Below are 24,515 nucleotides of genomic sequence, written 5' to 3' on the forward strand. Positions count from 1 at the left end.
GAAATTTCGAAAGAAAGCTTCATAGCGTATTTGAGGTCAGCCCGCCAAGATGCGCTCGAGGAAGGGGACGCGGCCCTCGCGGTCCTCCACTTCCAGAACCCACAGGTCGGAATCGACGTCACGACTCCGGCGGATATAGGAATCGGCCTTGTCCTCGGGCACCGGGTCGGGGCCGGTGGCGCGCAGCCAGGCCGCCTCGCCCGCCCCGTCCCTCACCTGGGTGAACACCTCGCAGCCGGCGGCGCCGCGGTTGAGCTTGACCAGCACCGCCCCGGCATCCTCGTCGCCCTTGGCCACCACGAAGGCCGGAATGGCCAGCACCGAACAACGGCGGATGGCGGCGTGAATCCACAGCTTGGCCTTCAGCCTCGGCTCGCTCAAATCAGTGCATCCTTCCCGAACGCCGGCCTCACGCCGGCTCCTTTTCCTTGTCGCTGACATGTCCGGCCTGGGCCATGCGGGCGCGGGCGGTATCCCAGATGACCTCCAGCAAGGCATGGTCGTGGGCGACGAACTTATGGAAGTCCCGCGCGTCGAGGATCAGCAACTGGCAGCGGCTGACGGCCTTGACCGTGGCGGTGCGCGGACAGCGCTCGATCAGGGCGATCTCGCCGAAGAAGTCGCCGTTCTTCAGGATGAAGGTGCCGGCCTTGCCCTTGACCTCCACCTGACCGCTGACGATGAAGTACATGCACTCGCCGGTATCGCCCTCGCGCATCAGCACCTCGCCCTTGATGGCGCGGGCCAGCTTCAGCAGGCCGGCGATCTCGGCGATCTGGCTGGCCTGCAGCCGGGCGAAGAACGGCACCTTGGACACCAGATGCCAGGTGGAGACGAAATTCTGGCGCTTCATCTCCTCGGAAAAGCCCGACGCCAGGATCGAGGCCGGCAGCGCGAACATGCACAGGCCCAGCACCGCCACCACGCTGCCCAGCAGCTTGCCCAGCGGCGTGATGGGCACCACGTCGCCATAGCCCACCGTGGCCAGGGTGACGATGGCCCACCACATGGCGGCGGGCACGCTGGCGAAATTGGGGTTGGTGGCGCGCTCGGCGAAATACAGCAGGGTCGAGGCCGAGATGGCCAGGATCAGCATGATGAACAGGGCGGCCAGCAGGGGCCGCAATTCGTGCAGCACCACCACGCCCAGGGTCTCCAGGGCGGGGGAATAGCGCGCCAGCTTGAGGAAGCGCAGGATGCCGAACACCGTCTCGCCGTCATGGGGCAGCATGGCGGCGGCCTCGCCCACCAGGAACGGCACCACCGCCAGGAAATCGAAGATGCCGTAGGGCGACAGGGCGTAGCGCGCCATGGCCGCCAGGCCGGATTCCCCCTCTCCCCGCTGGGAGCGGGCGTGGAGCAGGCGCAGGATGTAGTCGGCCGACAACACCGCCAGGAACAGACCGCCGGCCAGGGCGACGGGCTCCTCGACCCCGACCCAGGCGTCGTGCACGGTATCGATGATGGCGATGGCGGTGGACAGGACGATGCAGACCACCAGGACGGCCCGGTAGATCACGGCGCGCATGGGGGGAAACGGCGACTCCCCCACCAATCCGTACAGCCAGCCGCCCATGCCTTTCTCCCCCGCGCACTCCCCCCATGACTATAGCCCCGCGGCGGCGGCGGCGCACCGTCCGAAATCAGGCGGATGTCAGGGGGCGGGCAACGCGAATTCGGCGACCATGGGGGCGTGGTAGCTTTCCGGCGTGCCGTGGATGGTGGCGGGCGACACCAGTTCGTCGCCCAGGGTCTCGTTGTGGATCTCGGCGCCCAGGTACCAGCCCAGCAACGGCCGCGACACCAGGATATGGTCCAGCATCACCGGGCGGCCGTGGTGGATCACCGAATAGCGCCGGTTCTCGGGCAGCGAGCGCTCCAGCGGCACCAGCATGCGCATGGCCAGATGGCCATTGCCGGTATCCTCCTCGTCACCCTTGACGATGCGCAGGGCGCCCTCGCGCTCCATGGAGTTGAAGTCGCCGCACACCGCCACCAGGGCATCGGGGTCCGCGTCGAAGATTTCCTCCACCAGCAGACGGGTCTCCAGGGCCTGGCCCGCCTGCTTGACCTCGGCCAGGAAGAAGCCCTCGGCCCAGCCGCCCACCGACAGCCAGCGGCCGAAACGCTCCTTCTGGCCCGGCAGCCAGACGGCGCGCGGCGCCCGCAGATGGACGTTGACCACATGCAGGATGCGGCCGCCCGGCAGTTCCAGCTCGGCATGCAGGATGGGACGGTCCCATTCCACCTTCTGGGCCTCGGCGGGAGGAGGCTCGGCCCGCACCGGGCGATAGGCGCAGGGCGGCACCAGGTCGTGCCAGACCTGGCGGTGGGCACGGATGGGCAGGCGCGAGACGATGACCAGATTATGCTTGTCGGCCGGGTGGCGGCCGCCACGGTTGAGGCTGGCCGCCCGGTGCCAGTGCTCGCAGCCGGTGCCGGCCAGCAGCCGGTCCAGGGCTGCGTACAGGCGCGGCCCGCCCTTGGCGGCCGGGTGGGTGTTGACCTCCTGCAGACACAGCACGTCGGCGCGCAGCCGCAGAAATTGCGGCCGCATCACCGCCAGCCGGTCCTCGAAATCCATGCCGCCGCCCGGATGGTCGTCCAGGTTCTCCAGATTGAAGGTGGCGATTCGCAATGGTGTCACTTCGGCCTCCGTCCCGGGCCGAGTCTACATCAAGCCCCGCCGCCCGGCGAGAGGCGCACTGGACATGCGGCGTGCTTGTGCCGCCTTGGATGTAAGGTATAGTGACACCAGACGGGAAGCAGGGCGGGGGGCCCGATGGTATCGATCGCGTGGAGCGAAGCGTTCAGCGTGGGCAATCCGCTGCTGGATTCCGACCATCGTATCCTGTTCGATCTGCTGGTCCAGCTGTTCGACGCCACCGATACCGGCCAGAGCCGCGACGTGGTCGGCAGCGTACTTTCCGCCCTTTCCGAATATGCAGAGCATCATTTTCGCCGCGAAGAGGCTATGATGGCCGCTTCCGGCTACCCCGGCCTCGAAGCCCACAAGGCCGAGCACCGCCAGTTGGAAGCCCATGTCCGCGATATCTGCGGGCGCTACCGGGCGGGAGAACGCGGCGCCGTGGACGAACAGGTTGTGGAATTGCTCAAGAAGTGGTTGACCCAGCACATCCAGGTTACCGATAAATCATACAGGCCGTGGGTTGAGCGGGTGGTTGATGGCGGAGCGAAACCGCCATCGGAGAAATTAGGGGACGGCAGGCAGTCATGACGACCGAGCGCAAGTTGTTCACCGCCGAGATCAAGCGGCTTCAGGCGCGCGGCGAAGCCGCGCCCAACGCCTCCAATTCCGAGGTGCTGAAGGCCATCAACGACCTCCGCGCCGACATCAAGGGCCTGGAATTCCTGGTTCGCGGCGACGCTCCGCCGCCGGTGGCGGCCACCCCCATCGACGACGCGCTGCCCCAGAAGGCCGCCGAAGTCTCCATGCTGAAGACCGAGCTGCGCGCCCTGGCCGTCTGCATCGAGCACACCAAGGCGGAAATCGCCGCGCTGCGCCCCAAGGACGCCGACGACGACCGCCTGATGGCCGTCACCTTCGAGTTGGACGCCATCGTGTCGTCCACCGAACGCGCCACCGAGCAGATCCTGGAAGCCGCCGAGAGGATCGAGAGCATCGGCAAGGAAATCCGCGCCCACGCCTCCGATTCCTATATCGGCCGCCTGGTCGAGGACATCAACGATACCGTCAGCTCCATGTTCGAGGCCTGTAACTTCCAGGATATTACCGGCCAGCGCATCACCAAGGTGGTCAAGACCCTGAAATATGTCGAGGCCCGCATCAACGCCATGATCGAGATCTGGGGGCCGGAGAACATCTCCGACGTGTCGCCCAAGATCTTCGAGGAGCACAAGGACGACGATTCCAAGCTGCTCAACGGCCCGGCCCTGGAAAACCAGGGAATCTCCCAGGACGAGATCGACAAGCTGTTCGGGTAAATACGGCGAACACCCCATCGTACGAAAGTATAGGAACAATAAAGGCCTCCGAAAACCGGAGGCCTTTTCTTTTGCCGCCGGTTCACATTCCGCGGCGCTTGACCTGCGGCCCCCAGGCTCTAAAGTGGGGCCGCGTCAGACGGCCGGGCGGCCGCCCCCAGGACCTTGCGTCCGGGGGGAGGAAAGTCCGGGCTCCACGGAAAACACGGTGCCGGATAACGTCCGGCGGGGGCGACCCCAGGGAAAGTGCCACAGAAAGCAAACCGCCCGCTCCCAGGCTCCGGCCCGGCAGCAGGTAAGGGTGAAAGGGTGCGGTAAGAGCGCACCGCGCGACCGGCAACGGAAGCGGCACGGTAAACCCCACCGGGAGCAAGACCAAATAGGGACGGCACTGTTCTTCCTCGGAAGGACGAAACGCGTTTCCGCGTCGCCGTCCGGGTCGGTCGCGAGAGGCGTCCGGCAACGGGCGTCCCAGATGAATGGTCGCCACCCGCCCTCGGGCGGGGACAGAACCCGGCTTACAGGCCGTCTGACGCTTTTCCCACCAAATCCCAAACCGCCGGCGAAGCCCCGCCGGGGCCGTTCGGCCGCCTGTTCACGATGCGGTCCTGCCGGGGTTTTGCCACCCTCCCGGTAACAGATTGTGAAAAATTGGTAAATATCAACGCTATGCGAGGCGTTCCTCGAGTACTTTAGCAAAAACCTCTCAGCATTGTTCCCAATTGGGCCTGTCCCATGCGATTACTATCCGATTCCATTGACTCCCATGTTTTCCCATGATATCCCATTAGACACCATCCCATCGGGGCCACAGGATTAGTGTGTCACCGGAGATGGCTCAGGGGTTTCGGGCACAGCAGGCGGAAGGCGGACGAGGGTGGCACTCTTCCTCTCCACATTCGTGAACAGGGTCGACAAGAAGGGCCGGGTCTCGGTTCCGGCGACCTTCCGTGCTGCCCTGGCCGCCCAGAGCTTCGGCGGCATCGTCTGCTACCGCTCGTTCACCAACGCCTGCATCGAAGGCTGCGGCATGGATTTCATGGAGCGCCTGTCCGACGGCGCCCAAAACTTCGACGCTTTTTCCGCCGAGCAGGAGGACCTGTCGGCCCTGATCTTCGCCGACGCCCGCCAGTTGCCCTGGGACCCCGAAGGCCGCATCGTCCTGCCCGAGGACATCCTGGCCCATGCCGGCATCGCCGATTCCGTCGCCTTCGTCGGCAAGGGCCAGACCTTCCAGGTATGGGAGCCCGAGGCCTACAAGGCGGTGGAGGCCGAAATCCGCGCCCGCGCCCTGCAATCGCGCCCCACCCTGCCGCTGCGTCCCAAGGTGAGCCCGTGACCCCCGCCCCCCACATTCCGGTGCTGCTGGCCGAGGTGATCGCGGCGCTGGCGCTCCGCGACGGCGGCGTCTATGTGGACGGCACCTTCGGGGCCGGCGGCTATTCGCGCGCCATGCTGTCGGCCGCCGCCTGCCGGGTGTGGGCCATCGACCGCGACCCCACCGCCGTGGAGCGGGGCAAGATTCTGGAGGAGGGCTCGTCCGGCCGCTTCTCCATGATCGAGGGCCGGTTCGGCGACATGGACGCGTTGCTGCGTGTTCAGGGCGTCAACCAGGTTGACGGGATCGCCCTGGATATCGGCGTGTCCTCCATGCAGATCGACCAGCCCAAGCGCGGCTTCTCCTTCGCCAAGGACGGGCCGCTGGACATGCGCATGGAGGCCAAGGGCCCCAGCGCCGCCGACATGGTCAACGACACGCCCGAGGGCGATCTGGCCAACATCATCTACCGCTACGGCGAGGAGCGCCTGTCGCGCCGCGTCGCCAAGGCCATCGTCGAGGCCCGCCGTCTCAAGCGCTTCGAGCGCACCGGCGAGCTGGCCGAGGTGATCCGCAAGGTTGTGCCGCGCTCGGGCGACGGCATCGATCCCGCCACCCGCACCTTCCAGGCGCTGCGCATCGCGGTCAACGACGAGCTGGGCGAGTTGGAGCGCGGCCTGGAAGCCGCCGAGCGCCTGCTGGCTCCGGGCGGAATCCTGGCGGTGGTGACCTTCCATTCCCTGGAGGACCGGGTGGTCAAGGGCTTCCTCAAGGCCCGCGCCGGCGAGGCCGCGCGCCCGTCCCGCCATGTGCCCCAGGCTCAAGGGACGGGCCCCGCCGCCAGCTTCGCCCTGCTGTCGCGCAAGGCCGTCGCGCCGGCCCCCGAGGAGGCGCGCGCCAATCCCCGCGCCCGCTCGGCCAAGCTGCGCGCCGCCGCCCGCACCGAGGCTCCCGCCTGGGGGATCCGTCCATGAGACGCGGACTGACCGGAACCATCCTGTGGACCCTGCTGGCGGTCGGCGTCGGCGTGGTGCTGTTCGTGGTGAAGTACGAGGTCAAGGACCTGGAACACCGGCTGGCCGGGCTCAACGCCCAGATCCACGGCAACCAGGAGACCATCCACATCCTGCGGGCCGAGTGGAGTTATCTCAACGACCCGGCCCGCCTGCGCGCCCTGTCCGAGAAGCACCTGGGGATGAAGCCGGTGACGCCGACCCAGGTGGCGACCCTGGACACCCTGCCCAAGGACGGCATTCCCGCCACCGGCGTGGTCTACGCCGCCGTGTCGCCGTCGCGCATGTCCATGCCGGTCCAGGCCCAGGCCAAGCCGGCCGAACCCAAGGCCGCGCCGCCCGCCATTCCGGCCAAACTGGCGGAAAGCCCGGCCAGGCCCCGGCCGGCCGACAGCGCCAGGCCGCAGCCCGACAAGCCGCAGCCGCCCAAATCCGGCGCAGCCACCCTGGCCCAGGGAGCGACGGTCAAACCCCTGGAGACACCTTCGGCGAAGACCGCCACTCCGGCTCCGGCCCCTGCCCCGGCAAAGGGCGGCCGGAGCATCGTGATTCAGTCCCCCGCCCTGGCCACCACCGAACCGGGAGGCGCAAGGTGAGTATCTTCGCGCCCCGCCGCCATACCCCCGGCTTCCATGCCGGAGACGACCTCCAGGCCGGAGCGGCGCTGCGGCTGGACGGCGTTCGCATGCAGGCCATCGAGACCGGCCGCTCGCGTCTGGTGATCACCGCCCTGGTCTTCCTGCTGGCCTTCGGCGCCGTCGGGGCGCGGATGGTCGACGTCGCCGTCATCGACCGCAATCCGCCCAAGCCCCACGCCCAGCCCCAGGCCCGCACCGACGAACTGAAGATGGAGCGGGCCGACATTTCCGACCGCACCGGGGTGCTGCTGGCCTCCAGCCTGCCCACCGTGTCGCTGTTCGCCCGGCCCGAGGACCTGAAAGCCGCCAAGGTGGACATCGAAAGCGCCGCCATCCGCCTGGTCGCCGTGCTGCCCGAGCTGGACCTGGAGGAGACCATCGAGCGCCTGTCGTCGGGCCGCCAGTTCGTCTACCTGAAGCGCAACCTGACGCCGCGCCAGCATTACGACGTCAACAACTTAGGGATTCCCGGCCTGCTGTTCCAGAAGGGCGAGCGCCGCATCTATCCCCACGGCCCGCTGGCCTCCCATGCCGTCGGCGTCACCGACGTGGACAACAAGGGCGTGGCCGGCATCGAGAAGCGCTTCGAGAACGCCATGCGCGAAAGCCGCGAGCCGCTGGCCCTGTCCATGGACATCCGCGTCCAGACCATCGTGCGCAACGAACTGGCCCGTTCGGTGGAGGAATTCTCGGCGGTGGGCGGCACCGGCATGGTGATGGACGTGCGCACCGGCGAATTGCTGGCCATGGTCAGCCTGCCCGATTTCGACCCCAACGACCCGCCGCCGCCCACCGATCCGTCCATGTTCAACCGCGCCACCAAGGGCGCCTACGAGATGGGCTCGACCTTCAAGCTGTTCAACACCGCCATGGCGCTGGACCTGGGGAAGGCCAACATCAATTCCAGCTTCGACGCCAGCAAGCCCCTGGTGTTCGGCGGACACACCATCCACGACGACCATGCCCTGAACCGCTGGATGACCGTGTCGGAAATCCTCATCCACTCGTCCAACATCGGTTCGGCCCGCATGGCCCTGGACGCCGGCACCGAGGCGCAGCGCGCCTTCATGTCGCGCATCGGCATGCTGCAGGCCCCGCCGCTGGAACTGCCCGAGGTGGCCGGACCGCTGATCCCGTCGCCCTGGCGCGAGATCAACACCATCACCATCGCCTTCGGCCACGGATTGTCGGTGACGCCGCTGCAATTGCTGGCCGGCACCGCCGCCCTGGTCAACGGCGGCGAGTACCACGCGCCGACCCTGCTGGCCCGCGCCCCCGGCGACGCGATCCCCGCCATCCGGGTGCTCAAGCCCAAGACCTCGGAGAACATGCGTCAGCTGATGCGCATGGTGGTCACCGACGGCACCGGCAAGAAGGCCGACGTTCCCGGCTACGAGGTGGGCGGCAAGACCGGCACCGCCGAAAAGGCCGGAGCCGGCGGCTATCGCAAGAAGGCGGTGCTGTCGTCGTTCATCGCCGCCTTCCCCATGGATGCGCCGCGCTACGCGGTGCTGATGATGATCGACGAGCCCCAGGCCACCAAGCAGACCTTCGGCTTCATCACCGCCGGCTGGACCGCCGCCCCGGCCGCCGGCCGGGTGATCGCCCAGATCGCGCCGCTGCTGGGGCTGATGCCCAAGACCCTGCCGATTCCCCCCTCCGGCGCAAGCAAGGGAATCGCCCGCACCGGAGGAGGCCGTGAAGTTGCGGCGGTTGAGTGACATGACGGCGACCGCGCCCAGCCGCGACGTGACCATCAGCGGTCTGACCGCCGATTCGCGCGCCGTCCGTCCCGGCTGGCTGTTCGCCGCCCTGCCCGGCGCCAGGGCCGACGGCCGCGCCTTCATCCCCGCCGCCATCGCCGCCGGCGCCGTGGCTGTGCTGGCTCCCGAGGGCTCGCGCCTCGAGCTGCCGGACGAGGTGGTGCTGGTCACCGATGCCAATCCGCGCCGCCGCTTCGCCCTGATGGCCTCGGTGTTCCACGGCGCCCAGCCCGCGGTGATGGCCGCCGTCACCGGCACCAACGGCAAGACCTCCACCGCCGAGTTCTTCCGCCAGATCATGGCCCGCCTCGGCCACGTCGCGGCGTCCATCGGCACGCTGGGCATCACCGCGCCCGGCTGGGACAATTCCGGCGGCCTGACCACCCCCGACCCGGCCGGACTGCACGCCGACCTCGCCCGGCTGGCCGGCATGGGCGTCACCCACGCCTGCATGGAAGCCTCCAGCCACGGCCTCGACCAGCACCGGCTGGACGGCGTCAGGCTTGCCGCCGCCGCCTTCACCAACCTGACGCGGGACCATCTCGACTACCACGCCGACATGGAGGCCTATGCCGGGGCCAAGCTGCGCCTGTTCGCCGAGGTGCTGCCCGAAGGGGCCTGCGCGGTGATCAACGCCGATTCCGATCTGGCGCCCCGCGTCGTCGAGCTGTGCGCCAAGCGCGGCATCCGGGTGTTGGGCTATGGCCGCGCCGCCACCGATCTGCGCCTGATCGAAGCAACGCCCGCCGCCCACGGCCAGGACCTCGACCTGGAAATCCTGGGCCGCGCCGTCACCGTGCGCCTGCCCCTGGCCGGCCGTTTCCAGGCCGACAACGCCCTGGCGGCGCTGGGTCTCGCCCTGGCCTGCGGCGCCGACCCGGAGTCCGCCCTGGCCGCGCTCGAGCATCTCGACGGCGTGCCCGGCCGCCTGCAGAAGGTGGCCGAGTGCGCCAACGGCGCTTGCGTCTACGTGGATTACGCCCACACCCCCGACGCGTTGGAGACGGTGTTGAAGGCGCTGCGCCCCCACGCCGCGCGGCGTCTGGTCGCGGTGTTCGGCTGCGGCGGCGACCGCGACCCCGGCAAGCGCCCGCTGATGGGCGCCATCGGCTGCCGTCTGGCCGACGCCATGATCGTCACCGACGACAACCCGCGCTCCGAGGACCCGGCGGCCATCCGCGCCGCCGTGCGGGGCGTCTGCCCGGCCGGCATCGAGATCGCCGACCGCCGGGACGCCATCCGCGCCGCCGTGGCGGGTTTGCAGAAGGGCGACGTGCTGGTCGTCGCCGGCAAGGGCCACGAGCGCGGCCAGATCGTCGGCTCCGCCGTGCTGCCCTTCGACGATGCCGAGGAAGCCCTGGCTGCGGTCCGTCTCGTCGATGGAGGCGCCGCATGATCCGCCCCCTGTGGACCTCGTCCGAAGCGGCCGCCGCCGTCTCGGGCACCCCGTCCGGCCCCGCCTGGGAAGCGTCGGGCGTGTCCATCGACAGCCGCAGCGTCCAGCCCGGCGACCTGTTCATCGCCCTGGAAGGCCCCAACCACGACGGCCACGACCATGTGGCCTCGGCCCTGGCCTGTGGCGCCGCCGCCGCCATCGTCCACAAGCTGCCCCCGGGCAGTGCCGAGGACGCCCCCCTGGTCCTGGTCCGGGACACCATGGCGGCCTTGCAGGACCTAGGGATCGCCTCGCGCGCCCGCTGCGGCGCCCGCATCGTCGCCGTCACCGGCAGCGTCGGCAAGACCGGCACCAAGGAGATGCTGGCCCTGGCGCTGTCCGACCAGGGTGCCACCCATTACAGCGTCGGCAGCTTCAACAATCACTGGGGCGTGCCGCTGTCCCTGGCCCGCATGCCGGCGGGCGTGCGCTACGCCATCTTCGAGATCGGCATGAACCATCCCGGCGAGATCGTCCCCCTGGCCGCCATGGCGCGCCCGCATGTGGCGGTGATCACCACCGTCGAGGCGGTGCACATGGAGTTCTTCGGCTCCACCGCCGAGATCGCCGCCGCCAAGGCCGAAATCTTCACCGGCATCGAGGCCGGCGGCACCGCCGTGCTGCCCCGCGACAACCTCCATTTCGCCTTCCTGGACGAAAGCGCCCGCACGCTCGGCATCAAGGACGTGCGCACCTTCGGCAACCACATCGAGGCCACCGCACGGCTGCTGGACTGCGCCGTCGACCCCCAGTCCACCGCCGTCTTCGCCCTGCTCTCCGATCAGCCCCTGTCCTACCGGGTGGGCGTGGCCGGACGGCAATGGGCCATGAACTCGCTGGCGGTGCTGCTGGCGGTCGAGGCGCTGGGCGGCGACGTCAACCTGGGCGCCCTGGCCCTGGCCGCCATGGCGGCGCCCAAGGGGCGCGGCCAGCGCCGCCGGGTGGAGATCGAGGGCGGCAGCTTCGAGCTGATCGACGAAAGCTACAACGCCTCGCCGGTGTCCATGAAGGCGGCCATCGCCACCCTGGCCTCGGTGCGGCCGGCCAAGGGCGGACGGCGCATCGCCGTGCTGGGCGACATGCTGGAACTGGGTCCCCAGGGGCCGGCGCTGCACGCCTCCATCGCCGCGGCGGCGGAAAGCTGGAACATCGACCTGGTGTTCACCGCCGGCCCCCTGACCGCCCACCTGCACGAGGCCCTGGCCGAGCAGCGCCGGGGCGGCCACGCCGCCGATGCCGATGCCGTCGCCCGGCTGGTCAAGGCGGCGCTGCGTCCCGGCGACGTGGTGATGGTCAAGGGTTCGGCGGGCAGCCGGATGGGACGTGTGGTCAACGCTCTGGCCGAAGGGGGCCGCTGAATGCTTTACAATCTCCTCTACCCCCTGGCCGATCAGGTCCCGGTCTTCAACCTGTTCAAGTACCTGACCTTCAGGACGGGCGGCGCGGTGCTGACCGCGCTGATCGTCGCCTTCCTGGTGGGGCCGCGCATCATCGCCTGGCTGCGCCAGTGGCAGAAGCAGGGCCAGCCCATCCGCGCCGACGGCCCGGAATCCCATCTGCTGACCAAGAAGGGCACGCCCACCATGGGCGGTTTCATGATCCTGCTGGCGCTGTCGGTCTCCACCCTGCTGTGGGCCGATTTGCGCAACCAGTATGTGTGGATCGTGCTGCTGGTCACCCTGGGCTACGGGCTGATCGGCTTCTGGGACGACTATCTCAAGGTTTCCAAGAAGAACCCCAAGGGCGTGCCGGGCAAGACCAAGCTGGTGGCCGAGATCGCCATCGGCCTGGGTGCCGCCATCTGGGTGCTCGGCCTGCAGCGCGAGCCCCTGGCCGGCGCCCTGGCGGTGCCGTTCTTCAAGACCGTCCTGCTGCAGCTGTCGTGGTTCTACCTGCCCTTCGCGGTGTTCATCATCGTCGGTGCCGGCAACGCGGTGAACCTCACCGACGGCCTGGACGGCCTGGCCATCGTGCCGGTGATGATCGCGTCCGGCGTGTTCGCCATCTTCTCCTATCTGGTCGGCCACGCCGTCTTCGCCAATTACCTCCAGATCCATTACGTCTCCGGCTCGGGCGAACTGGCGGTGTTCTGCGGCGCCCTGGTGGGCGCCGGGCTGGGCTTCCTGTGGTTCAACGCGCCGCCGGCCATGGTGTTCATGGGCGACACCGGGTCGCTGGCCCTGGGCGGAGCGCTGGGCGCCATTTCCGTGGTGACCAAGCACGAACTGGTGCTGGGCATCGTCGGCGGCCTGTTCGTGCTGGAAACCGTCTCGGTGATCGTCCAGGTGGCCTCGTTCAAGCTGACCGGCAAGCGCGTCTTCCGCATGGCGCCGCTGCACCATCACTTCGAGAAGAAGGGCTGGGCCGAGCCGACCGTGGTCATCCGGTTCTGGATCATCGCCACCATCCTGGCCCTGGCCGGGCTGGCCACCCTGAAGCTGCGTTGAGGTCAATCCGCCATGATCCCCGTCCCCTTCCTCAAAGGTAAGCGTGTCCTGGTGATGGGCCTGGGCAAGTCCGGGACCGCCACGTCGCGCGCCCTGCTGGCGGCGGGGGCCGGCGTGATGGCCTGGGACGACGGCGAGGCGGCGCGCAAGACCGCCGCCGAGGCCGGCATCCCCATCCGCGACCCCGCCCTGATCCCCATGGAGAAGGCCGACCTGCTGGTGTGGAGCCCCGGCATCCCCCACACCCATCCCCAGCCCCATCCGGTAGCCGAGAAGGCCCGCGCCGCCAAGGTGCCGCTGGTCTGCGACGTGGAACTGCTGGCCCTGGCCAAGGCGGGCGCGCGCATGCTGGCGGTGACGGGAACCAACGGCAAGTCCACCACCACCACCCTGCTGGCCCATGTGCTGGACGAATGCGGCGTGCCGGTGGCGGCCGGCGGCAATCTGGGCACCCCCGCCCTGGACCTGCCCGAGTTGCCGGGCGACGGACGCTATGTGCTGGAGCTGTCCTCCTACCAGCTGGAGCTGACCAACAGCCTGAAGCTGGGCGTCGCCATCCTGCTCAACGTCACTCCCGACCATCTTGGCCGCCACGGCGGCATGTCCGGCTACATCGCCGCCAAGCGCCGGGTGTTCGACTACCTGACCCCCGGCGGCGCGGCGGTGATCGGCATCGACGACGGCCCCTGCCGCGCCATCGCCGCCGAGCTGTCGCGCCTGGGGGTCCGGGTGGTGAAGATCTCGGTGGAATCGGTGCTGTCCGAGGGCGTCTCGGCGCCCGAGGGCGTGCTGCTCGACAACGCCAAGCCGGTCTGCGACCTCAAGGCTATTCCCAGCCTGCCCGGCCGCCACAACTGGCAGAACGCCTGCGCCGTCTACGCCGCCGCCCGTGCCGAGGGCCTGGCCCCCAAGGCCATCGCCGCCGCCCTGGCCACCTATCCCGGCCTCGGCCACCGCCAGGAACTGGTGGGCAGCGACCACGGCATCGACTGGATCAACGATTCCAAGGCCACCAATGCCGACGCGGTGGAAAAGGCCCTGGTCTGCTACGACCACGTCTACTGGATTGCCGGCGGGCAGGCCAAGGAAGGCGGCATCGCCTCGCTGGAGAAGCATTTCGGCCGTATCCAGCACGCCTTCCTGATCGGCGAGGCCACCGAGTCCTTCGCCGCCACCCTGGACGGCAAGGTGCGCTTCACCCGCTGCGCCACCCTGGACAAGGCGGTGGCCGCCGCCCGCAATCTGGCGGTATCCGATTCCATTCCCGGCGCGGTGGTCCTGCTGTCGCCAGCCTGCGCCTCGTGGGACCAGTTCAAGTCGTTCGAGCATCGCGGCGACACCTTCCGCGAGTTGGTCCAGGCCTTCACGGAAGGAGGCGGGGGATGAGCGTCACCTTCGGGCGCACCGATACCTCCGTCCTGGGCCGCTGGTGGTGGACCGTCGACCGCTGGACCATCGCGGCGCTGTTCCTGCTGGTGGCGGTGGGCGCCATCCTGACCATGGCGGCCAGCCCGGCGGTGGCCGAACGCATCGGGGCGCAGAGCTTCCATTTCGTGCGCCGCCAGTTCGTCTTCCTGGCGCCCGCCGTGATCATCATGCTGGGCGTGTCGCTGCTGACGCCGAAGCAGGTGCGGCGCATGGCGGTGATCGGCCTGCTGGCCTCCATCGTCCTGCTGATCCTGGTGCCGGTGCTGGCCGTCGAGATCAAGGGCTCCAAGCGCTGGCTCAACCTGGCCGGAATGTCCATCCAGCCGTCGGAATTCGTCAAGCCCATGTTCGCGGTGGTCGCCGCCTGGATGTTCGCCTCGGCCCGCCTGGACCCCGCCTTTCCCGGAAGGGTCATCGCCACCGCCCTGTTCGGCGTGGTCGCCGCCCTGCTGCTGATCCAGCCGGACGTGGGCCAGACCGCCATCCTGACCGCCATCTGGGGCACCCAGTTCTTCCTGGCCGGGCTGCCGCTGATCCTGGTGGTGGGGCTGGGGCTGGCGGCACCCATCGGCATCGTCGGCGCCTATTACGTCTTCCCCCATGTGCAGTCGCGCTTCGACAAGTTCCTCGACCCCTCGGGCAGCGGCGCCTATCAGGTCACCACGGCCCTCAGCGCCTTCAAGAACGGCGGGGTGTTCGGCCGCGGCCCCGGCGAGGGCCGGGTCAAGCTGGTGCTGCCCGACGCCCACACCGACTTCATCCTGGCGGTGGGCGGCGAGGAGTTCGGCGTGGTGCTGTGCCTGTTCGTGGTGATGCTGTTCGCCTTCATCGTGCTGCGCGGCTTCTCGCGCATCCACAAGGAGGACAACCTGTTCGTCGTCCTGGCCACCGCCGGGCTGCTGGTGCAGTTCGGGCTGCAGGCCATCGTCAACATGGCCTCGACGCTCCGCATGATGCCGGCCAAGGGCATGACCCTGCCGTTCATCTCCTATGGCGGCTCGTCCATGGTGGCGCTGGCGCTGGGCATGGGCATGGTGCTGGCCCTGACCCGCACCCGCTACGGCCGGGAGGGCATGGAGGCATGAACAAGCCCCTCATCGCCCTCGCTGCCGGCGGCACCGGCGGCCACGTCTTCCCCGCCGAGGCTCTGGCCTCGGTGCTGCTGGGGCGCGGCTACCGTCTGGCGCTGATCACCGACAAGCGCGGCGCCGCCTATGGCGGCACGCTGGGCAAGCTGGAGACCTTCCGCATCTCGGCCGGCGGCATCGCCGGGCGCGGCACGCTGTCGGCGCTGCGCTCCGCCCTGGAACTGGGCCTGGGCATCGTCCAGGCCCGCTCGATCCTCAAGTCCATCCGCCCGGCGGCGGTGATCGGCTTCGGCGGCTACGCCTCGGTGCCGGGCATGGCCGCCGCCGCCCTGGCCGGCATTCCCACCGCCATCCATGAGCAGAACGCCGTGCTGGGCCGCGCCAACCGCCTGCTGGCCGCCCGGGTGCGCCGCATCGCCACCTCCTTCGCCGAGGTCAGCCACGTGGATGCCCGCCTGCTGCCCAAGCTGGTCCATACCGGCATGCCGGTGCGCGCCGGCATCCTGGCGAGCCGCGAGGTCGCCTATGCCGGGATCGGCGCCGACGGCCCCATCGATCTGCTGGTGTTGGGCGGCAGCCAGGGGGCCCGCATCCTCTCCGAGGTGGTGCCCGCCGCCCTGGCCCGCCTGCCCGAGGGCTTGCGCGTCCGCATCCGCATCGCCCAGCAATGCCGCCCCGAGGATCTGGAAGGCGTGCGCAAGGCCTATGCCGGCACCGGCATCCAGACCACCCTGGAAAGCTTCTTCGCCGACGTGCCCGAGCGTCTGGCCGCCGCCCATCTGGTCATCGCCCGGGCCGGCGCCTCCACCGTGGCCGAGCTGACCACCCTGGGCCGTCCGGCCATCCTGGTGCCCTATCCCTTCGCCATCGACGACCACCAGACCGCCAACGCCCACGCCGCCGAGGATTCGGGCGGCGCCTGGCTGATGCAGCAGGACTCCTTCACCGCCGAGACCCTGGCGGCGCGCCTGGATTCCCTGTTCACCCAGCCCGAAGCCCTGGCGCGGACCGCCGCCTGCGCCCGCAATTCCGGCCGCCCCGACGCGGCCGAAGCCCTGGCCGACCTGGTGGTCGGGCTGATCCCCAACCAGAGTGGAGCCTGACCCATGCGCACCATGTCGCTGAACATCGGCACCATCCACTTCGTCGGTATCGGCGGCATCGGCATGTCAGGCATCGCCGAGATCCTTCACAACCTGGGCTATGCGGTCCAGGGCACCGACATCGCCGACAATTACAACGTCGAGCGCCTGCGCAAGATGGGCATCCGCGTCCATATCGGCCATGCCGCCGAGGCCCTGGGCGACGCCCGCGTGGTGGTGGTGTCGTCGGCGGTCAAGGCCGACAACCCCGAGGTCCAGGCGGCCCGCGCCAAGCTGGTCCCCGTGGTACGCCGCGCCGAGATGCTGGCCGAGCTGATGCGCCTGAAGAGCGCCATCGCCATCGGCGGCACCCACGGCAAGACCACCACCACCTCGCTGATCGCCGCATTGCTGGACGCCGCCCACCTGGACCCCACGGTGATCAACGGCGGCATCATCAACGCCTACGGCACCAACGCCCGCCTGGGCGCCAGCGAGTGGATGGTGGTCGAGGCCGACGAATCCGACGGCAGCTTCATCAAGCTGCCCTCCACCGCCGTGGTGGTGACCAATATCGACCCCGAGCACATGGACCATTACGGCACGGTGGAGAAGCTGCACGAGGCGTTTCGCACCTTCGTCGAGAACATCCCGTTCTACGGCTTCGCCGCCATGTGCATCGACCACCCCGAGGTCCAGGCCCTGGTGGCCCGGGTTCCCGACCGCAAGCTGGTGACCTACGGCTTCAACCACCAGGCCCTGGTGCGGGCCGACAAGCTCTCCATGGACATCACCGGGGCGCGCTACGACGTGGTCATCACCGACCGCGTCACCGGCGCCACCCGGACCATCACCGATATCCATCTCCCCATGTACGGCGAGCACAACGTGCTGAACTCCCTGGCCGCCATCGCGGTGGCCAACGAGCTGGGCCTAGCCAACGACGTGGTCAAGAAGGCGCTGGGCGGCTTCAAGGGCGTCAAGCGCCGCTTCACCCGCACCGGCGAGGCCAAGGGCGTCACCGTCATCGACGATTACGGCCACCACCCGGTGGAGATCGCCGCCGTGCTGAAGGCCGCCCGCTCCGCCTGCCGGGGCAACGTCATCGCCGTGGTCCAGCCCCACCGCTATTCCCGCCTGTCCAGCCTGTTCGCCGAGTTCTGCACCTGCTTCAACGACGCCGACATGGTGATCGCCGCCGACGTCTATGCGGCAGGCGAGAAGCCGATGACCGGCTTCGACAAGACCGCCCTGGTCAAGGGCCTGCAGGAGCACGGCCACCGCCGGGTGATGGCCCTTTCCGATCCCAAGGCCCTGGCGCCGCTGGTCAATTCCCTGGCCGGCCCCGGCGACATGGTGGTCTGCCTGGGGGCCGGCAACATCACCGCCTGGGCCCATGCCCTGCCGGCCGAACTGGCCGCCCTGCCCGATCCCAGCCCGGGAGGCGCCGAATGATGGCGGCCGCCAAGCATCACGACTGGCGCGACACCCTGCCCCCGGTCCAGGGGCGGATGAGCTTCGACGCCCCCATGGCGCCGTTCACCTGGTTCAGGGTGGGCGGCAACGCCCAGGCGCTGTTCCGCCCCGCCGACCTGGACGACCTGATCGCCGTGCTGGAAGTCCTGCCCGAGGACGTGCCGGTCACCGTGGTCGGCGTCGGCTCCAACCTGCTGGTCAGGGACGGCGGCGTGCCGGGCATGGTGGTCCGCCTGACCGGCCCCTTCGCCACCATCGACGTCAGCGGCGACACCATCACCGCCGGAGCGGGGGCGCTGGACCTCACCGTCGCCCGCACCGCCGAGGAAGCCGGGTTGGCCGGGCTGGAATTCCTGTCGGGCGTGCCGGGCACCATCGGCGGCGCGCTGCGCATGAACGCCGGCGCCTACGGAACCGAGATGAAGGACGTCACCGTCTCGGCCCAGGCGGTGGACCGGAGTGGCGCCCTGCAGATCCTCGGCCCCGGCGAGCTGGGCTTTTCCTACCGCCGCAGCGCCGTGCCCGAGGGCTGGATCTTCCTGTCCGCCTCGCTGAGGGGCCGCCCCGGCAAGCCCGCCGACATCGGAGCGCGCATGGCCGAGATCGCCCGGGCGCGGGAAGAGGCCCAGCCGGTCAAGGTGCGCACCGGCGGCTCCACCTTCGCCAATCCGGAAGGCATGAACGCCTGGAAGCTGATCGACGCCGCCGGCTGCCGCGGGTTGGCGATGGGCGGCGCCCAGGTCAGCGAGAAGCACTGCAACTTCCTGCTGAACACCGGCGACGCCACCGCCGCCGACATCGAGGACCTGGGCGAGGAGGTCCGCCGCCGGGTGCGAGAGACCAGCGGCGTGGACCTGCATTGGGAAATCCGCCGCATCGGCGTCAGGAGCGACAAGTCATGAGCAAGCGCGTCACCGTCCTGATGGGGGGGGCCTCGGCCGAACGCGACGTGTCGCTCCGCTCGGGCGCCGCCGCCGCCAAGGCGCTGGAGCAGGCCGGGTTCGAGGTCGCCCTGGTGGATTGCGGCCGCAATCCCGCCGAGCTGGTGCGCGCCCTCACCGAGACCAAGCCCGACGTGGTGTTCAACGCCCTGCACGGCCGCTTCGGCGAGGACGGCTGCGTCCAGGGGGTGCTGAACCTCTTGGGCGTGCCCTACACCCATTCCGGCCTGCTGGCCTCGGCGGCGGCCATGGACAAGGCCTTCGCCCGCGCCCTGTTCGCCAATGCCGGCATTCCGGTGGCCGAGGGAAAGGTGGTCAGCCGCGCCGAGTCCCAGGGACCCGACCCGCTGCCCCGGCCCTTCGTGGTCAAGCCCTTGAACGAGGGCTCGTCGGTGGGCGTGTTCATCGTGGGCGACAACCAGCCGTCGCCGCTGGCCGGCTGGCCGTTCGACGCCGACGAGGTGCTGGTGGAAAGCTTCATCCCCGGCCGCGAGCTGACCGTCGCCGTGATGGGCGACCGGGCGCTGGGCGTCCTCGAGATCACCTCGGACCACGGCTTCTACGATTACGAGGCCAAGTACGCGCCGGGCGGTTCGCGCCACATCATGCCCGCCCCCATCCCGGAGACCGATTACGCCGAGGCCTGCCGCTTGGCCGTCGCCGCCCACAGGGCGCTGGGCTGCCGGGGCGTTTCCCGCGCCGATCTGCGTTACGACGACACCGCTCCGGGCGCCGCGCCCCGGCTGGTCATGCTGGAGGTCAACACCCAGCCCGGCATGACCGCCACCTCGCTGGTGCCCGAGATCGCCGCCCATCAGGGGATCACCTTCCCCGAACTGGTGCGGTGGATGGTGGAGGAGGCGCGATGCGACTGAGCCCCTCCGACATCGTCATCACCGCCGACGACCGCCCCGGCGTGCGCCGGGCGCCGCGCCAGATTTCCGCCAAGCGCGAGACGGCGGCGGCGGCCCCGGCCAACGCGCCGCGCCCCAAGGCCAAGCGCCGCCTGCCGCGCCTGCGCCTCGCCATGACCCCGCTGCAGAAGCTGGCCGGCGCCGGATTGCTGGCCACCGCCGTCGTGGTGAGCGGCATGGCGCTCTGGCATTCGGGCAAGCCCCAGCGGCTCATCCACGACGCCGGGACCGCCGTCCTGGCCTGGACCGCCGAGACCGGCTTCCAGGTGGCCGACATCACCGTCACCGGCCGCCGCCGCACCCCCACCGACCAGCTGGTCGCCGCCCTGGGCGCCCGTTACGGCGACCCCATCCTGGGAATCGACATCGCCGCCGTCCGGGCGCGGGTCGAGGCGCTGCCCAGCGTGCGCGCCGCCGCCATCGAGCGCCGCCTGCCCGGCGCGCTGCACCTGTCCATCGTCGAGCGCGAACCGGTGGCCCTGTGGCAGACCGACAAGAGCTTCGTGCTGGTCGACCGCGACGGCCGCCGCATCCCCGGCGCCCTCGAGGGCTTCGAGGACCTGCCCCTGATCGTCGGCGAGGGCGCGCCGTCGCGCACCGACGAACTGTTCACCCTGCTGGCCGCCGAGCCGGAGCTGGCCGCCCGGGTCAAGGCGGCCGTCCGGGTCGGCAACCGCCGCTGGAACATCAAGCTCGACGACGTGGAGAAGGGCCTGGAGGCCCGCCTGCCCGAGCTGGACACCGAGGCCGCCTGGCGCCGCCTGGCCGAACTGGAGAAGACCCGCGCCCTGTCGGGCAAGCAGATCACCATGATCGACCTGCGGATTCCCGACCGCCTGATCCTGAAAAGCGCGCGCGAGCCGGCGGTCAACACCGCCTCGGCCGCGCCGCCCGCCGCCCTGGCCGGAAGGGAGCGCTGAGCATGGCCCCGCGCAACGGCCTCATCGCCGCCCTGGACGTGGGCACCACCAAGGTGTGCTGCTTCATCGCCAAGATCCAGGACGACGGCAGCCCCCGCATGGTCGGCATCGGCCATCAGGTGGCGCGCGGCATGCGCAACGGCGCCGTGGTGGACATGGAGGAGCTGGAAACCTCGATCCGCGCCGCCGTCGAGGCCGCCGAGGAGATGGCCAACGACCAGGTCCGCGCCGTGGCCATCAACATCTCGGGCGGCCATCCCGGCTCGGCCAACGTCAAGGTGGAGGTGGCCATGAACGGCCACGCCGTCAACGAAGCCGACATCCGCCGCATGCTGGAACACGGCCGCGCCCATCACGAAAGCTCCGACCGCGAACTGATCCACGCCATTCCGGTGGACTACACCATCGACGGCAACGAGGGCATCAAGGATCCGCGCGGCATGTTCGGCGACCGCCTGGGGGTGGCCATCCACGTCATCTCGGCGGGGATCGGCCCGGTGCGCAACCTCTCCACCGTGGTCAACCGCTGCCACCTGGACATCGAGGCCCGGGTGGTCAGCCCCTACGCCGCCGGCCTCGCCTGCCTGGTGGAGGACGAGAAGGAGCTGGGCGTCACCTGCATCGACTTAGGGGGAGGCACCACCTCCATCGCGGTGTTCCTGGGCGGCCAGTTGGTCCATACCGACGTCATCGCGGTGGGCGGCGCCCACGTCACCAGCGATATCGCCCGCGGCCTGTCCACCCCGGTGGTCCATGCCGAGCGGCTGAAGACGCTGTACGGCTCGGTGATCCCCTCGGCCTCGGACGACCGCGAGATCCTCAAGGTGCCGCTGGTCGGCGAGGACGAGGACGGCGCCTCCAATCAGGTGCCGCGCTCCATGCTGATCCAGATCATCCAGCCCCGGCTGGAGGAGACCTTCGAACTGGTGCGCTCGCATCTCGAGCAGGGCGGCTTCGACAAGCTGGCCGGGCGCCGGGTGGTGCTGACCGGGGGCGCCAGCCAGATGCAGGGCGCCCGCGATCTGGCCGGCATGGTGCTGGACAAGCAGGTGCGCCTGGGCAAGCCGCTCGGGCTGCACGGACTGCCCGAGGCCACCGGCGGCCCGGCTTTTTCCACCTGCGCCGGATTGATCCGCTACGCCCTGGCCCATGCGCCCGCGCCGTCGCGCGGCAAACGGCCGGGGACTCGCGGAGAAGGTGCGTCGGGCTGGGGCCGTCTCGGCTCGTGGCTCAAACGGAATTTCTGAGATTTTCGAGTTCAACGGACGGCCGGCATCGAATCGGCCGAACACAGCGCGGAGGACCTGGATATGCTGACTTTTCTCCCCGGAGCCCATCAGGAGCTGAAGCCCCGCATCACCGTTGTCGGTGTGGGCGGTGCCGGCGGCAACGCCGTCAACAACATGATCCTGTCGCGGCTTGAAGGCGTCGAGTTCATCGTCGCCAACACCGATTCCCAGTCGCTGGGCCAAAGCCGCACCGAGCGCCGCATCCAGCTGGGCAACCAGGTGACGCAAGGCCTGGGCGCCGGATCGCGCCCCGACGTCGGCCGCGCGGCGGCAGAGGAAAGCCTGGAAGAGATCCTCGGCCAGATCGGCGGCGCCAACATGGTGTTCATCACCGCCGGCATGGGCGGCGGCACCGGCTCGGGCGCCGCGCCGGTTATCGCGCGGGCAGCGCGCGAGCAGGGCATCCTGACCGTCGGCGTGGTCACCAAGCCCTTCCACTTCGAGGGCGCGCACCGCATGCGCACCGCGGAAGGCGCCATCGACGAACTGCAGCAGTTCGTCGACACCCTGATCATCATCCCCAACCAGAACCTGTTCCGCGTCGCCACCGAGCGCACCACCTTCGCCGACGCCTTCAAGATGGCCGACGACGTGCTGTATTCCGGCGTGCGCGGCGTCACCGACCTGATGATCATGCCCGGCCTGATCAACCTGGACTTCGCAGACATCCGCACCGTGATGAGCGAAATGGGCAAGGCCATGATGGGCACCGGCGAGGCCGAGGGCGACAAGCGCGCCATCGACGCCGCCGAGGCCGCCATCTCCAACCCGCTGCTCGACGACACCTCCATGAAGGGGGCGCGCGGCGTGCTGATCAACATCACCGGCGGCATGGACATGACCCTGTTCGAGGTGGACGAGGCCGCCAACCGCATCCGCGACGAGGTCGATCCCGACGCCAACATCATCTTCGGCTCCACCTTCGACGAGAAGCTGAACGGCAAGATGCGGGTCTCGGTGGTCGCCACCGGCATCGCCTCGGAAGCCGCCGCCCAGCCCAAGCCCACCGTCATCTCCCTGGTCACCCCGGCCACCCAGCCGGCGCCCCAGGTCGCCCGCCCGGCCGCCGCCCAGGCCCAGGCGCCGTTCTTCCGCCCGCAGACCGCGCCCCAGCAGCAGCCGGCGGCGGCCGCGCCGGTGTCGGCCCCGGCCGCCGCCCGCGCGCACCACCCGGTCCACCGCCCGGCGGTGGCCGCCCAGCTCCAGCCGGAACTGGATATCGGCCGCCCCGAGCCCATGGTGCGGACCGAAGCGGTGGCGCGCGCCGAAGCCCGCATGGAGCCGGAACTGCGGCTCGAGCCGGAGATGCGGGCCGAGCCCGGGATGGATTCCCGTCACGAGCCGGTTCTCGGCCGTTCTCAGCCGGAAATGCGGGCCCAGCCCGAGATGAAGGACCTGCACAAGGCGCTGTCCGAGATTTCCGAAACCCCCTCCGCCCCGGTCCTGGCGCCGCAGCCGCCCCAGGAAACCCGCCGCATGGGCGGCCTGCTCGACCGCCTGGTCAACCGCCACCGCGCCCCCGCCCAGCCGGCGCCGCAGCCCCAGCCGCAGCCCCAGCCGCGCATGGAAGCCCGGCGCGAGCCCACCGCCAGCCGGGCGGGCGAGGACCTGGACATCCCGGCCTTCCTGCGCCGCCAGGCCAACTGAGCACACCGATCGCGGACGGGGGCTTCCCCCCTGTCCGACCGCGCTGTAAGACTTGGGCCCGACCGGTTTACCGGCCGGGCCCCATTTTTGTTTCACGCCATTGAGATCAAGGCATTCGCCGATCGTTTCACGACCTGGGGCGAGTGTAACATTTGGCAATAATGATTGATTTGAGCCCTGGACTCCGGACTGCTACACCTTTCACCATCAAGATGAAGGGTCGCCAGACGCCACACGACACAAGCGGCGCGGCGAGCCGGAAGACAGGGGATTTCAGCGTGAATCAGATCGTCAGCCATCTGCGACCCGACACCAAGTCCTCCTCCGATTCCATGCGCCAGCGCACCTTGAAAACCGCCATCGGCTGCACCGGAATCGGTCTGCATTCGGGCGCCAAGGTGACCATGGTGCTGCACCCCGCCGAGGCCGGCACCGGCATTGTTTTCCGCCGTGTCGACATCGCCGGCGGCGGCGCCGCCGTCCCCGCCCTGTGGTCGTCGGTGGGCGACACCCGCATGAACACCTGCCTGAAGAACGAGGCGGGCGTGGTGGTCGGCACCGTCGAGCACCTGATGAGCGCCCTGGCCGGCATGCAGATCGACAATTGCCTGATCGAGATCAACGGCCCGGAAGTGCCGGTGATGGACGGTTCGGCCGCCCCCTTCCTGTTCCTCATCGAATGCGCCGGCGTGGTCGAGCAGGACGCTCCCCGCCAGGCCATCCGCATTCTCAAGCGCGTGGTGATCAAGGACGGCGAGCGCATGGCCTCGCTGACCCCGTCGTCGGGCTTTTCGGTGCGCTTCGAGATCGATTTCGGCGCCTCGGCCATCTCGCGCCAGGAATTCTTCGTCAACCTGTCGCGCGGCACATTCAAGGCGGAAGTCTCCCGCGCCCGGACCTTCGGCTTCGAGCAGGAAGTGGCCATGCTGCGCGCCCACGGCTTGGCCCGCGGCGGCTCGCTGGACAACGCTGTGGTGATCGACAGCACCGGCACCAAGGTGCTCAACGACGACGGCCTGCGTTATACCGACGAATTCGTCCGCCACAAGGTGCTGGACGCGGTGGGCGACCTCTATCTGGCGGGCGCCCCCCTGCTCGGCCATTACCACGGCGTGCGCGCCGGCCATGCCGTCACCAACCAGCTGCTGCG

Annotated in this window: 22 protein-coding genes and 1 other RNA gene; 20 read left to right on the forward strand and 3 right to left on the reverse strand. The window is 69.5% G+C overall.

Going from position 1 to position 24,515, the window contains the following annotated elements; translation table 11 throughout:
• Positions 1-36: 36 nt before the first annotated feature.
• The 3 genes from H261_RS14450 to H261_RS14460 all read right to left on the reverse strand — a co-directional run bounded on the left by H261_RS14450 (position 37) and on the right by H261_RS14460 (position 2,647).
• On the reverse strand, positions 37-381 hold the full coding sequence (locus tag H261_RS14450) for a DUF1491 family protein (protein WP_008618858.1): 345 nt from the start codon (positions 379-381) through the stop codon (positions 37-39).
• A gap of 28 nt (positions 382-409) precedes the next feature.
• Entirely contained in the window at positions 410-1,576 is a 1,167-nt protein-coding gene (locus H261_RS14455) for a cyclic nucleotide-gated ion channel (RefSeq protein ID WP_008618860.1), read from the reverse strand.
• A 78-nt stretch (positions 1,577-1,654) separates the two neighbouring features.
• A complete protein-coding gene (locus tag H261_RS14460) occupies positions 1,655-2,647 on the reverse strand; it encodes an endonuclease/exonuclease/phosphatase family protein (RefSeq protein ID WP_152426885.1) in 993 nt (330 codons plus the stop codon).
• A gap of 135 nt (positions 2,648-2,782) precedes the next feature.
• Between H261_RS14460 and H261_RS14465 the strand changes: the two genes are divergently transcribed.
• The 20 genes from H261_RS14465 to lpxC all read left to right on the forward strand — a co-directional run.
• Entirely contained in the window at positions 2,783-3,238 is a 456-nt protein-coding gene (locus H261_RS14465) for a bacteriohemerythrin (protein ID WP_008618864.1), read from the forward strand.
• Positions 3,235-3,966: a protein phosphatase CheZ gene (locus tag H261_RS14470; RefSeq protein WP_008618867.1), complete on the forward strand. Its 732-nt coding sequence runs from the start codon at positions 3,235-3,237 to the stop codon at positions 3,964-3,966. The genes H261_RS14465 and H261_RS14470 overlap by 4 nt, the downstream gene beginning before the upstream one ends.
• Before the next feature lie 135 nt (positions 3,967-4,101).
• An RNA gene (rnpB, locus tag H261_RS23440) (RNase P RNA component class A) lies at positions 4,102-4,503 on the forward strand.
• Positions 4,504-4,843: 340 nt separating this feature from the next.
• The gene (gene mraZ / locus H261_RS14475; RefSeq protein ID WP_040476569.1) at positions 4,844-5,305 is read left to right on the forward strand and encodes a division/cell wall cluster transcriptional repressor MraZ; all 462 of its coding nucleotides are present in this window, start codon (positions 4,844-4,846) and stop codon (positions 5,303-5,305) included.
• Positions 5,302-6,258 carry a 16S rRNA (cytosine(1402)-N(4))-methyltransferase RsmH gene (rsmH, locus tag H261_RS14480; protein WP_008618871.1) on the forward strand — a complete coding sequence of 319 codons (957 nt, stop codon included), beginning with the start codon at positions 5,302-5,304 and terminating at the stop codon, positions 6,256-6,258. The genes mraZ and rsmH overlap by 4 nt, the downstream gene beginning before the upstream one ends.
• Positions 6,255-6,893 carry a cell division protein FtsL gene (gene ftsL, locus H261_RS14485; RefSeq protein WP_008618873.1) on the forward strand — a complete coding sequence of 213 codons (639 nt, stop codon included), beginning with the start codon at positions 6,255-6,257 and terminating at the stop codon, positions 6,891-6,893. The genes rsmH and ftsL overlap by 4 nt, the downstream gene beginning before the upstream one ends.
• Positions 6,890-8,656 (forward strand): peptidoglycan D,D-transpeptidase FtsI family protein, encoded by a 1,767-nt coding sequence (locus tag H261_RS14490; protein WP_008618875.1) that lies wholly within the window; start codon positions 6,890-6,892, stop codon positions 8,654-8,656. The genes ftsL and H261_RS14490 overlap by 4 nt, the downstream gene beginning before the upstream one ends.
• A gap of 1 nt (position 8,657) precedes the next feature.
• Entirely contained in the window at positions 8,658-10,094 is a 1,437-nt protein-coding gene (locus H261_RS14495; protein ID WP_008618876.1) for a UDP-N-acetylmuramoyl-L-alanyl-D-glutamate--2,6-diaminopimelate ligase, read from the forward strand.
• Positions 10,091-11,491, forward strand: a complete 1,401-nt coding sequence (locus tag H261_RS14500; protein ID WP_008618877.1) for a UDP-N-acetylmuramoylalanyl-D-glutamyl-2,6-diaminopimelate--D-alanyl-D-alanine ligase — start codon at positions 10,091-10,093, stop codon at positions 11,489-11,491. Before H261_RS14495 ends, H261_RS14500 begins: the two co-directional genes overlap by 4 nt.
• Positions 11,492-12,580, forward strand: a complete 1,089-nt coding sequence (gene mraY, locus H261_RS14505) for a phospho-N-acetylmuramoyl-pentapeptide-transferase (protein ID WP_008618878.1) — start codon at positions 11,492-11,494, stop codon at positions 12,578-12,580. It begins immediately after the preceding gene.
• Positions 12,581-12,592: 12 nt separating this feature from the next.
• Positions 12,593-13,966, forward strand: a complete 1,374-nt coding sequence (gene murD / locus H261_RS14510) for a UDP-N-acetylmuramoyl-L-alanine--D-glutamate ligase (RefSeq protein ID WP_008618879.1) — start codon at positions 12,593-12,595, stop codon at positions 13,964-13,966.
• Positions 13,963-15,093, forward strand: a complete 1,131-nt coding sequence (gene ftsW, locus H261_RS14515; RefSeq protein ID WP_008618880.1) for a putative lipid II flippase FtsW — start codon at positions 13,963-13,965, stop codon at positions 15,091-15,093. The genes murD and ftsW overlap by 4 nt, the downstream gene beginning before the upstream one ends.
• The gene (gene murG / locus H261_RS14520; RefSeq protein ID WP_008618882.1) at positions 15,090-16,199 is read left to right on the forward strand and encodes an undecaprenyldiphospho-muramoylpentapeptide beta-N-acetylglucosaminyltransferase; all 1,110 of its coding nucleotides are present in this window, start codon (positions 15,090-15,092) and stop codon (positions 16,197-16,199) included. The genes ftsW and murG overlap by 4 nt, the downstream gene beginning before the upstream one ends.
• Before the next feature lie 3 nt (positions 16,200-16,202).
• Positions 16,203-17,633: a UDP-N-acetylmuramate--L-alanine ligase gene (gene murC, locus H261_RS14525; protein WP_008618884.1), complete on the forward strand. Its 1,431-nt coding sequence runs from the start codon at positions 16,203-16,205 to the stop codon at positions 17,631-17,633.
• A complete protein-coding gene (murB, locus tag H261_RS14530; RefSeq protein ID WP_008618886.1) occupies positions 17,630-18,556 on the forward strand; it encodes a UDP-N-acetylmuramate dehydrogenase in 927 nt (308 codons plus the stop codon). The genes murC and murB overlap by 4 nt, the downstream gene beginning before the upstream one ends.
• On the forward strand, positions 18,553-19,470 hold the full coding sequence (locus H261_RS14535; RefSeq protein ID WP_008618888.1) for a D-alanine--D-alanine ligase: 918 nt from the start codon (positions 18,553-18,555) through the stop codon (positions 19,468-19,470). The genes murB and H261_RS14535 overlap by 4 nt, the downstream gene beginning before the upstream one ends.
• Positions 19,461-20,429 carry a cell division protein FtsQ/DivIB gene (locus H261_RS14540; RefSeq protein ID WP_008618890.1) on the forward strand — a complete coding sequence of 323 codons (969 nt, stop codon included), beginning with the start codon at positions 19,461-19,463 and terminating at the stop codon, positions 20,427-20,429. Before H261_RS14535 ends, H261_RS14540 begins: the two co-directional genes overlap by 10 nt.
• 2 nt (positions 20,430-20,431) lie before the next feature.
• On the forward strand, positions 20,432-21,676 hold the full coding sequence (gene ftsA, locus H261_RS14545; protein ID WP_008618893.1) for a cell division protein FtsA: 1,245 nt from the start codon (positions 20,432-20,434) through the stop codon (positions 21,674-21,676).
• A gap of 63 nt (positions 21,677-21,739) precedes the next feature.
• Positions 21,740-23,365, forward strand: coding sequence for a cell division protein FtsZ (ftsZ, locus tag H261_RS14550; RefSeq protein WP_008618896.1), 1,626 nt, complete (start codon positions 21,740-21,742; stop codon positions 23,363-23,365).
• A 278-nt stretch (positions 23,366-23,643) separates the two neighbouring features.
• The coding region (gene lpxC / locus H261_RS14555) for a UDP-3-O-acyl-N-acetylglucosamine deacetylase (RefSeq protein WP_008618898.1) at positions 23,644-24,515 on the forward strand (872 nt) is incomplete at its 3' end.

It is taken from the genome of Paramagnetospirillum caucaseum, assembly GCF_000342045.1.
Taxonomy (GTDB): Bacteria; Pseudomonadota; Alphaproteobacteria; order Rhodospirillales; family Magnetospirillaceae; genus Phaeospirillum; species Phaeospirillum caucaseum.

Bases quoted from the DNA above. Each gene is read 5' to 3' on its own strand.
- murC (WP_008618884.1), top strand. From the start codon at position 16,203: ATGCGCACCATGTCGCTGAACATCGGCACCATCCACTTCGTCGGTATC.
- ftsA (WP_008618893.1), top strand. From the start codon at position 20,432: ATGGCCCCGCGCAACGGCCTCATCGCCGCCCTGGACGTGGGCACCACC.
- H261_RS14500 (WP_008618877.1), top strand. From the start codon at position 10,091: ATGATCCGCCCCCTGTGGACCTCGTCCGAAGCGGCCGCCGCCGTCTCG.
- murB (WP_008618886.1), top strand. From the start codon at position 17,630: ATGATGGCGGCCGCCAAGCATCACGACTGGCGCGACACCCTGCCCCCG.
- H261_RS14535 (WP_008618888.1), top strand. From the start codon at position 18,553: ATGAGCAAGCGCGTCACCGTCCTGATGGGGGGGGCCTCGGCCGAACGC.
- H261_RS14465 (WP_008618864.1), top strand. From the start codon at position 2,783: ATGGTATCGATCGCGTGGAGCGAAGCGTTCAGCGTGGGCAATCCGCTG.
- H261_RS14470 (WP_008618867.1), top strand. From the start codon at position 3,235: ATGACGACCGAGCGCAAGTTGTTCACCGCCGAGATCAAGCGGCTTCAG.
- ftsZ (WP_008618896.1), top strand. From the start codon at position 21,740: ATGCTGACTTTTCTCCCCGGAGCCCATCAGGAGCTGAAGCCCCGCATC.
- mraY (WP_008618878.1), top strand. From the start codon at position 11,492: ATGCTTTACAATCTCCTCTACCCCCTGGCCGATCAGGTCCCGGTCTTC.
- H261_RS14540 (WP_008618890.1), top strand. From the start codon at position 19,461: ATGCGACTGAGCCCCTCCGACATCGTCATCACCGCCGACGACCGCCCC.
- murD (WP_008618879.1), top strand. From the start codon at position 12,593: ATGATCCCCGTCCCCTTCCTCAAAGGTAAGCGTGTCCTGGTGATGGGC.
- ftsW (WP_008618880.1), top strand. From the start codon at position 13,963: ATGAGCGTCACCTTCGGGCGCACCGATACCTCCGTCCTGGGCCGCTGG.
- H261_RS14495 (WP_008618876.1), top strand. From the start codon at position 8,658: ATGACGGCGACCGCGCCCAGCCGCGACGTGACCATCAGCGGTCTGACC.
- ftsL (WP_008618873.1), top strand. From the start codon at position 6,255: ATGAGACGCGGACTGACCGGAACCATCCTGTGGACCCTGCTGGCGGTC.
- murG (WP_008618882.1), top strand. From the start codon at position 15,090: ATGAACAAGCCCCTCATCGCCCTCGCTGCCGGCGGCACCGGCGGCCAC.
- H261_RS14455 (WP_008618860.1), bottom strand. From the start codon at position 1,576: ATGGGCGGCTGGCTGTACGGATTGGTGGGGGAGTCGCCGTTTCCCCCC.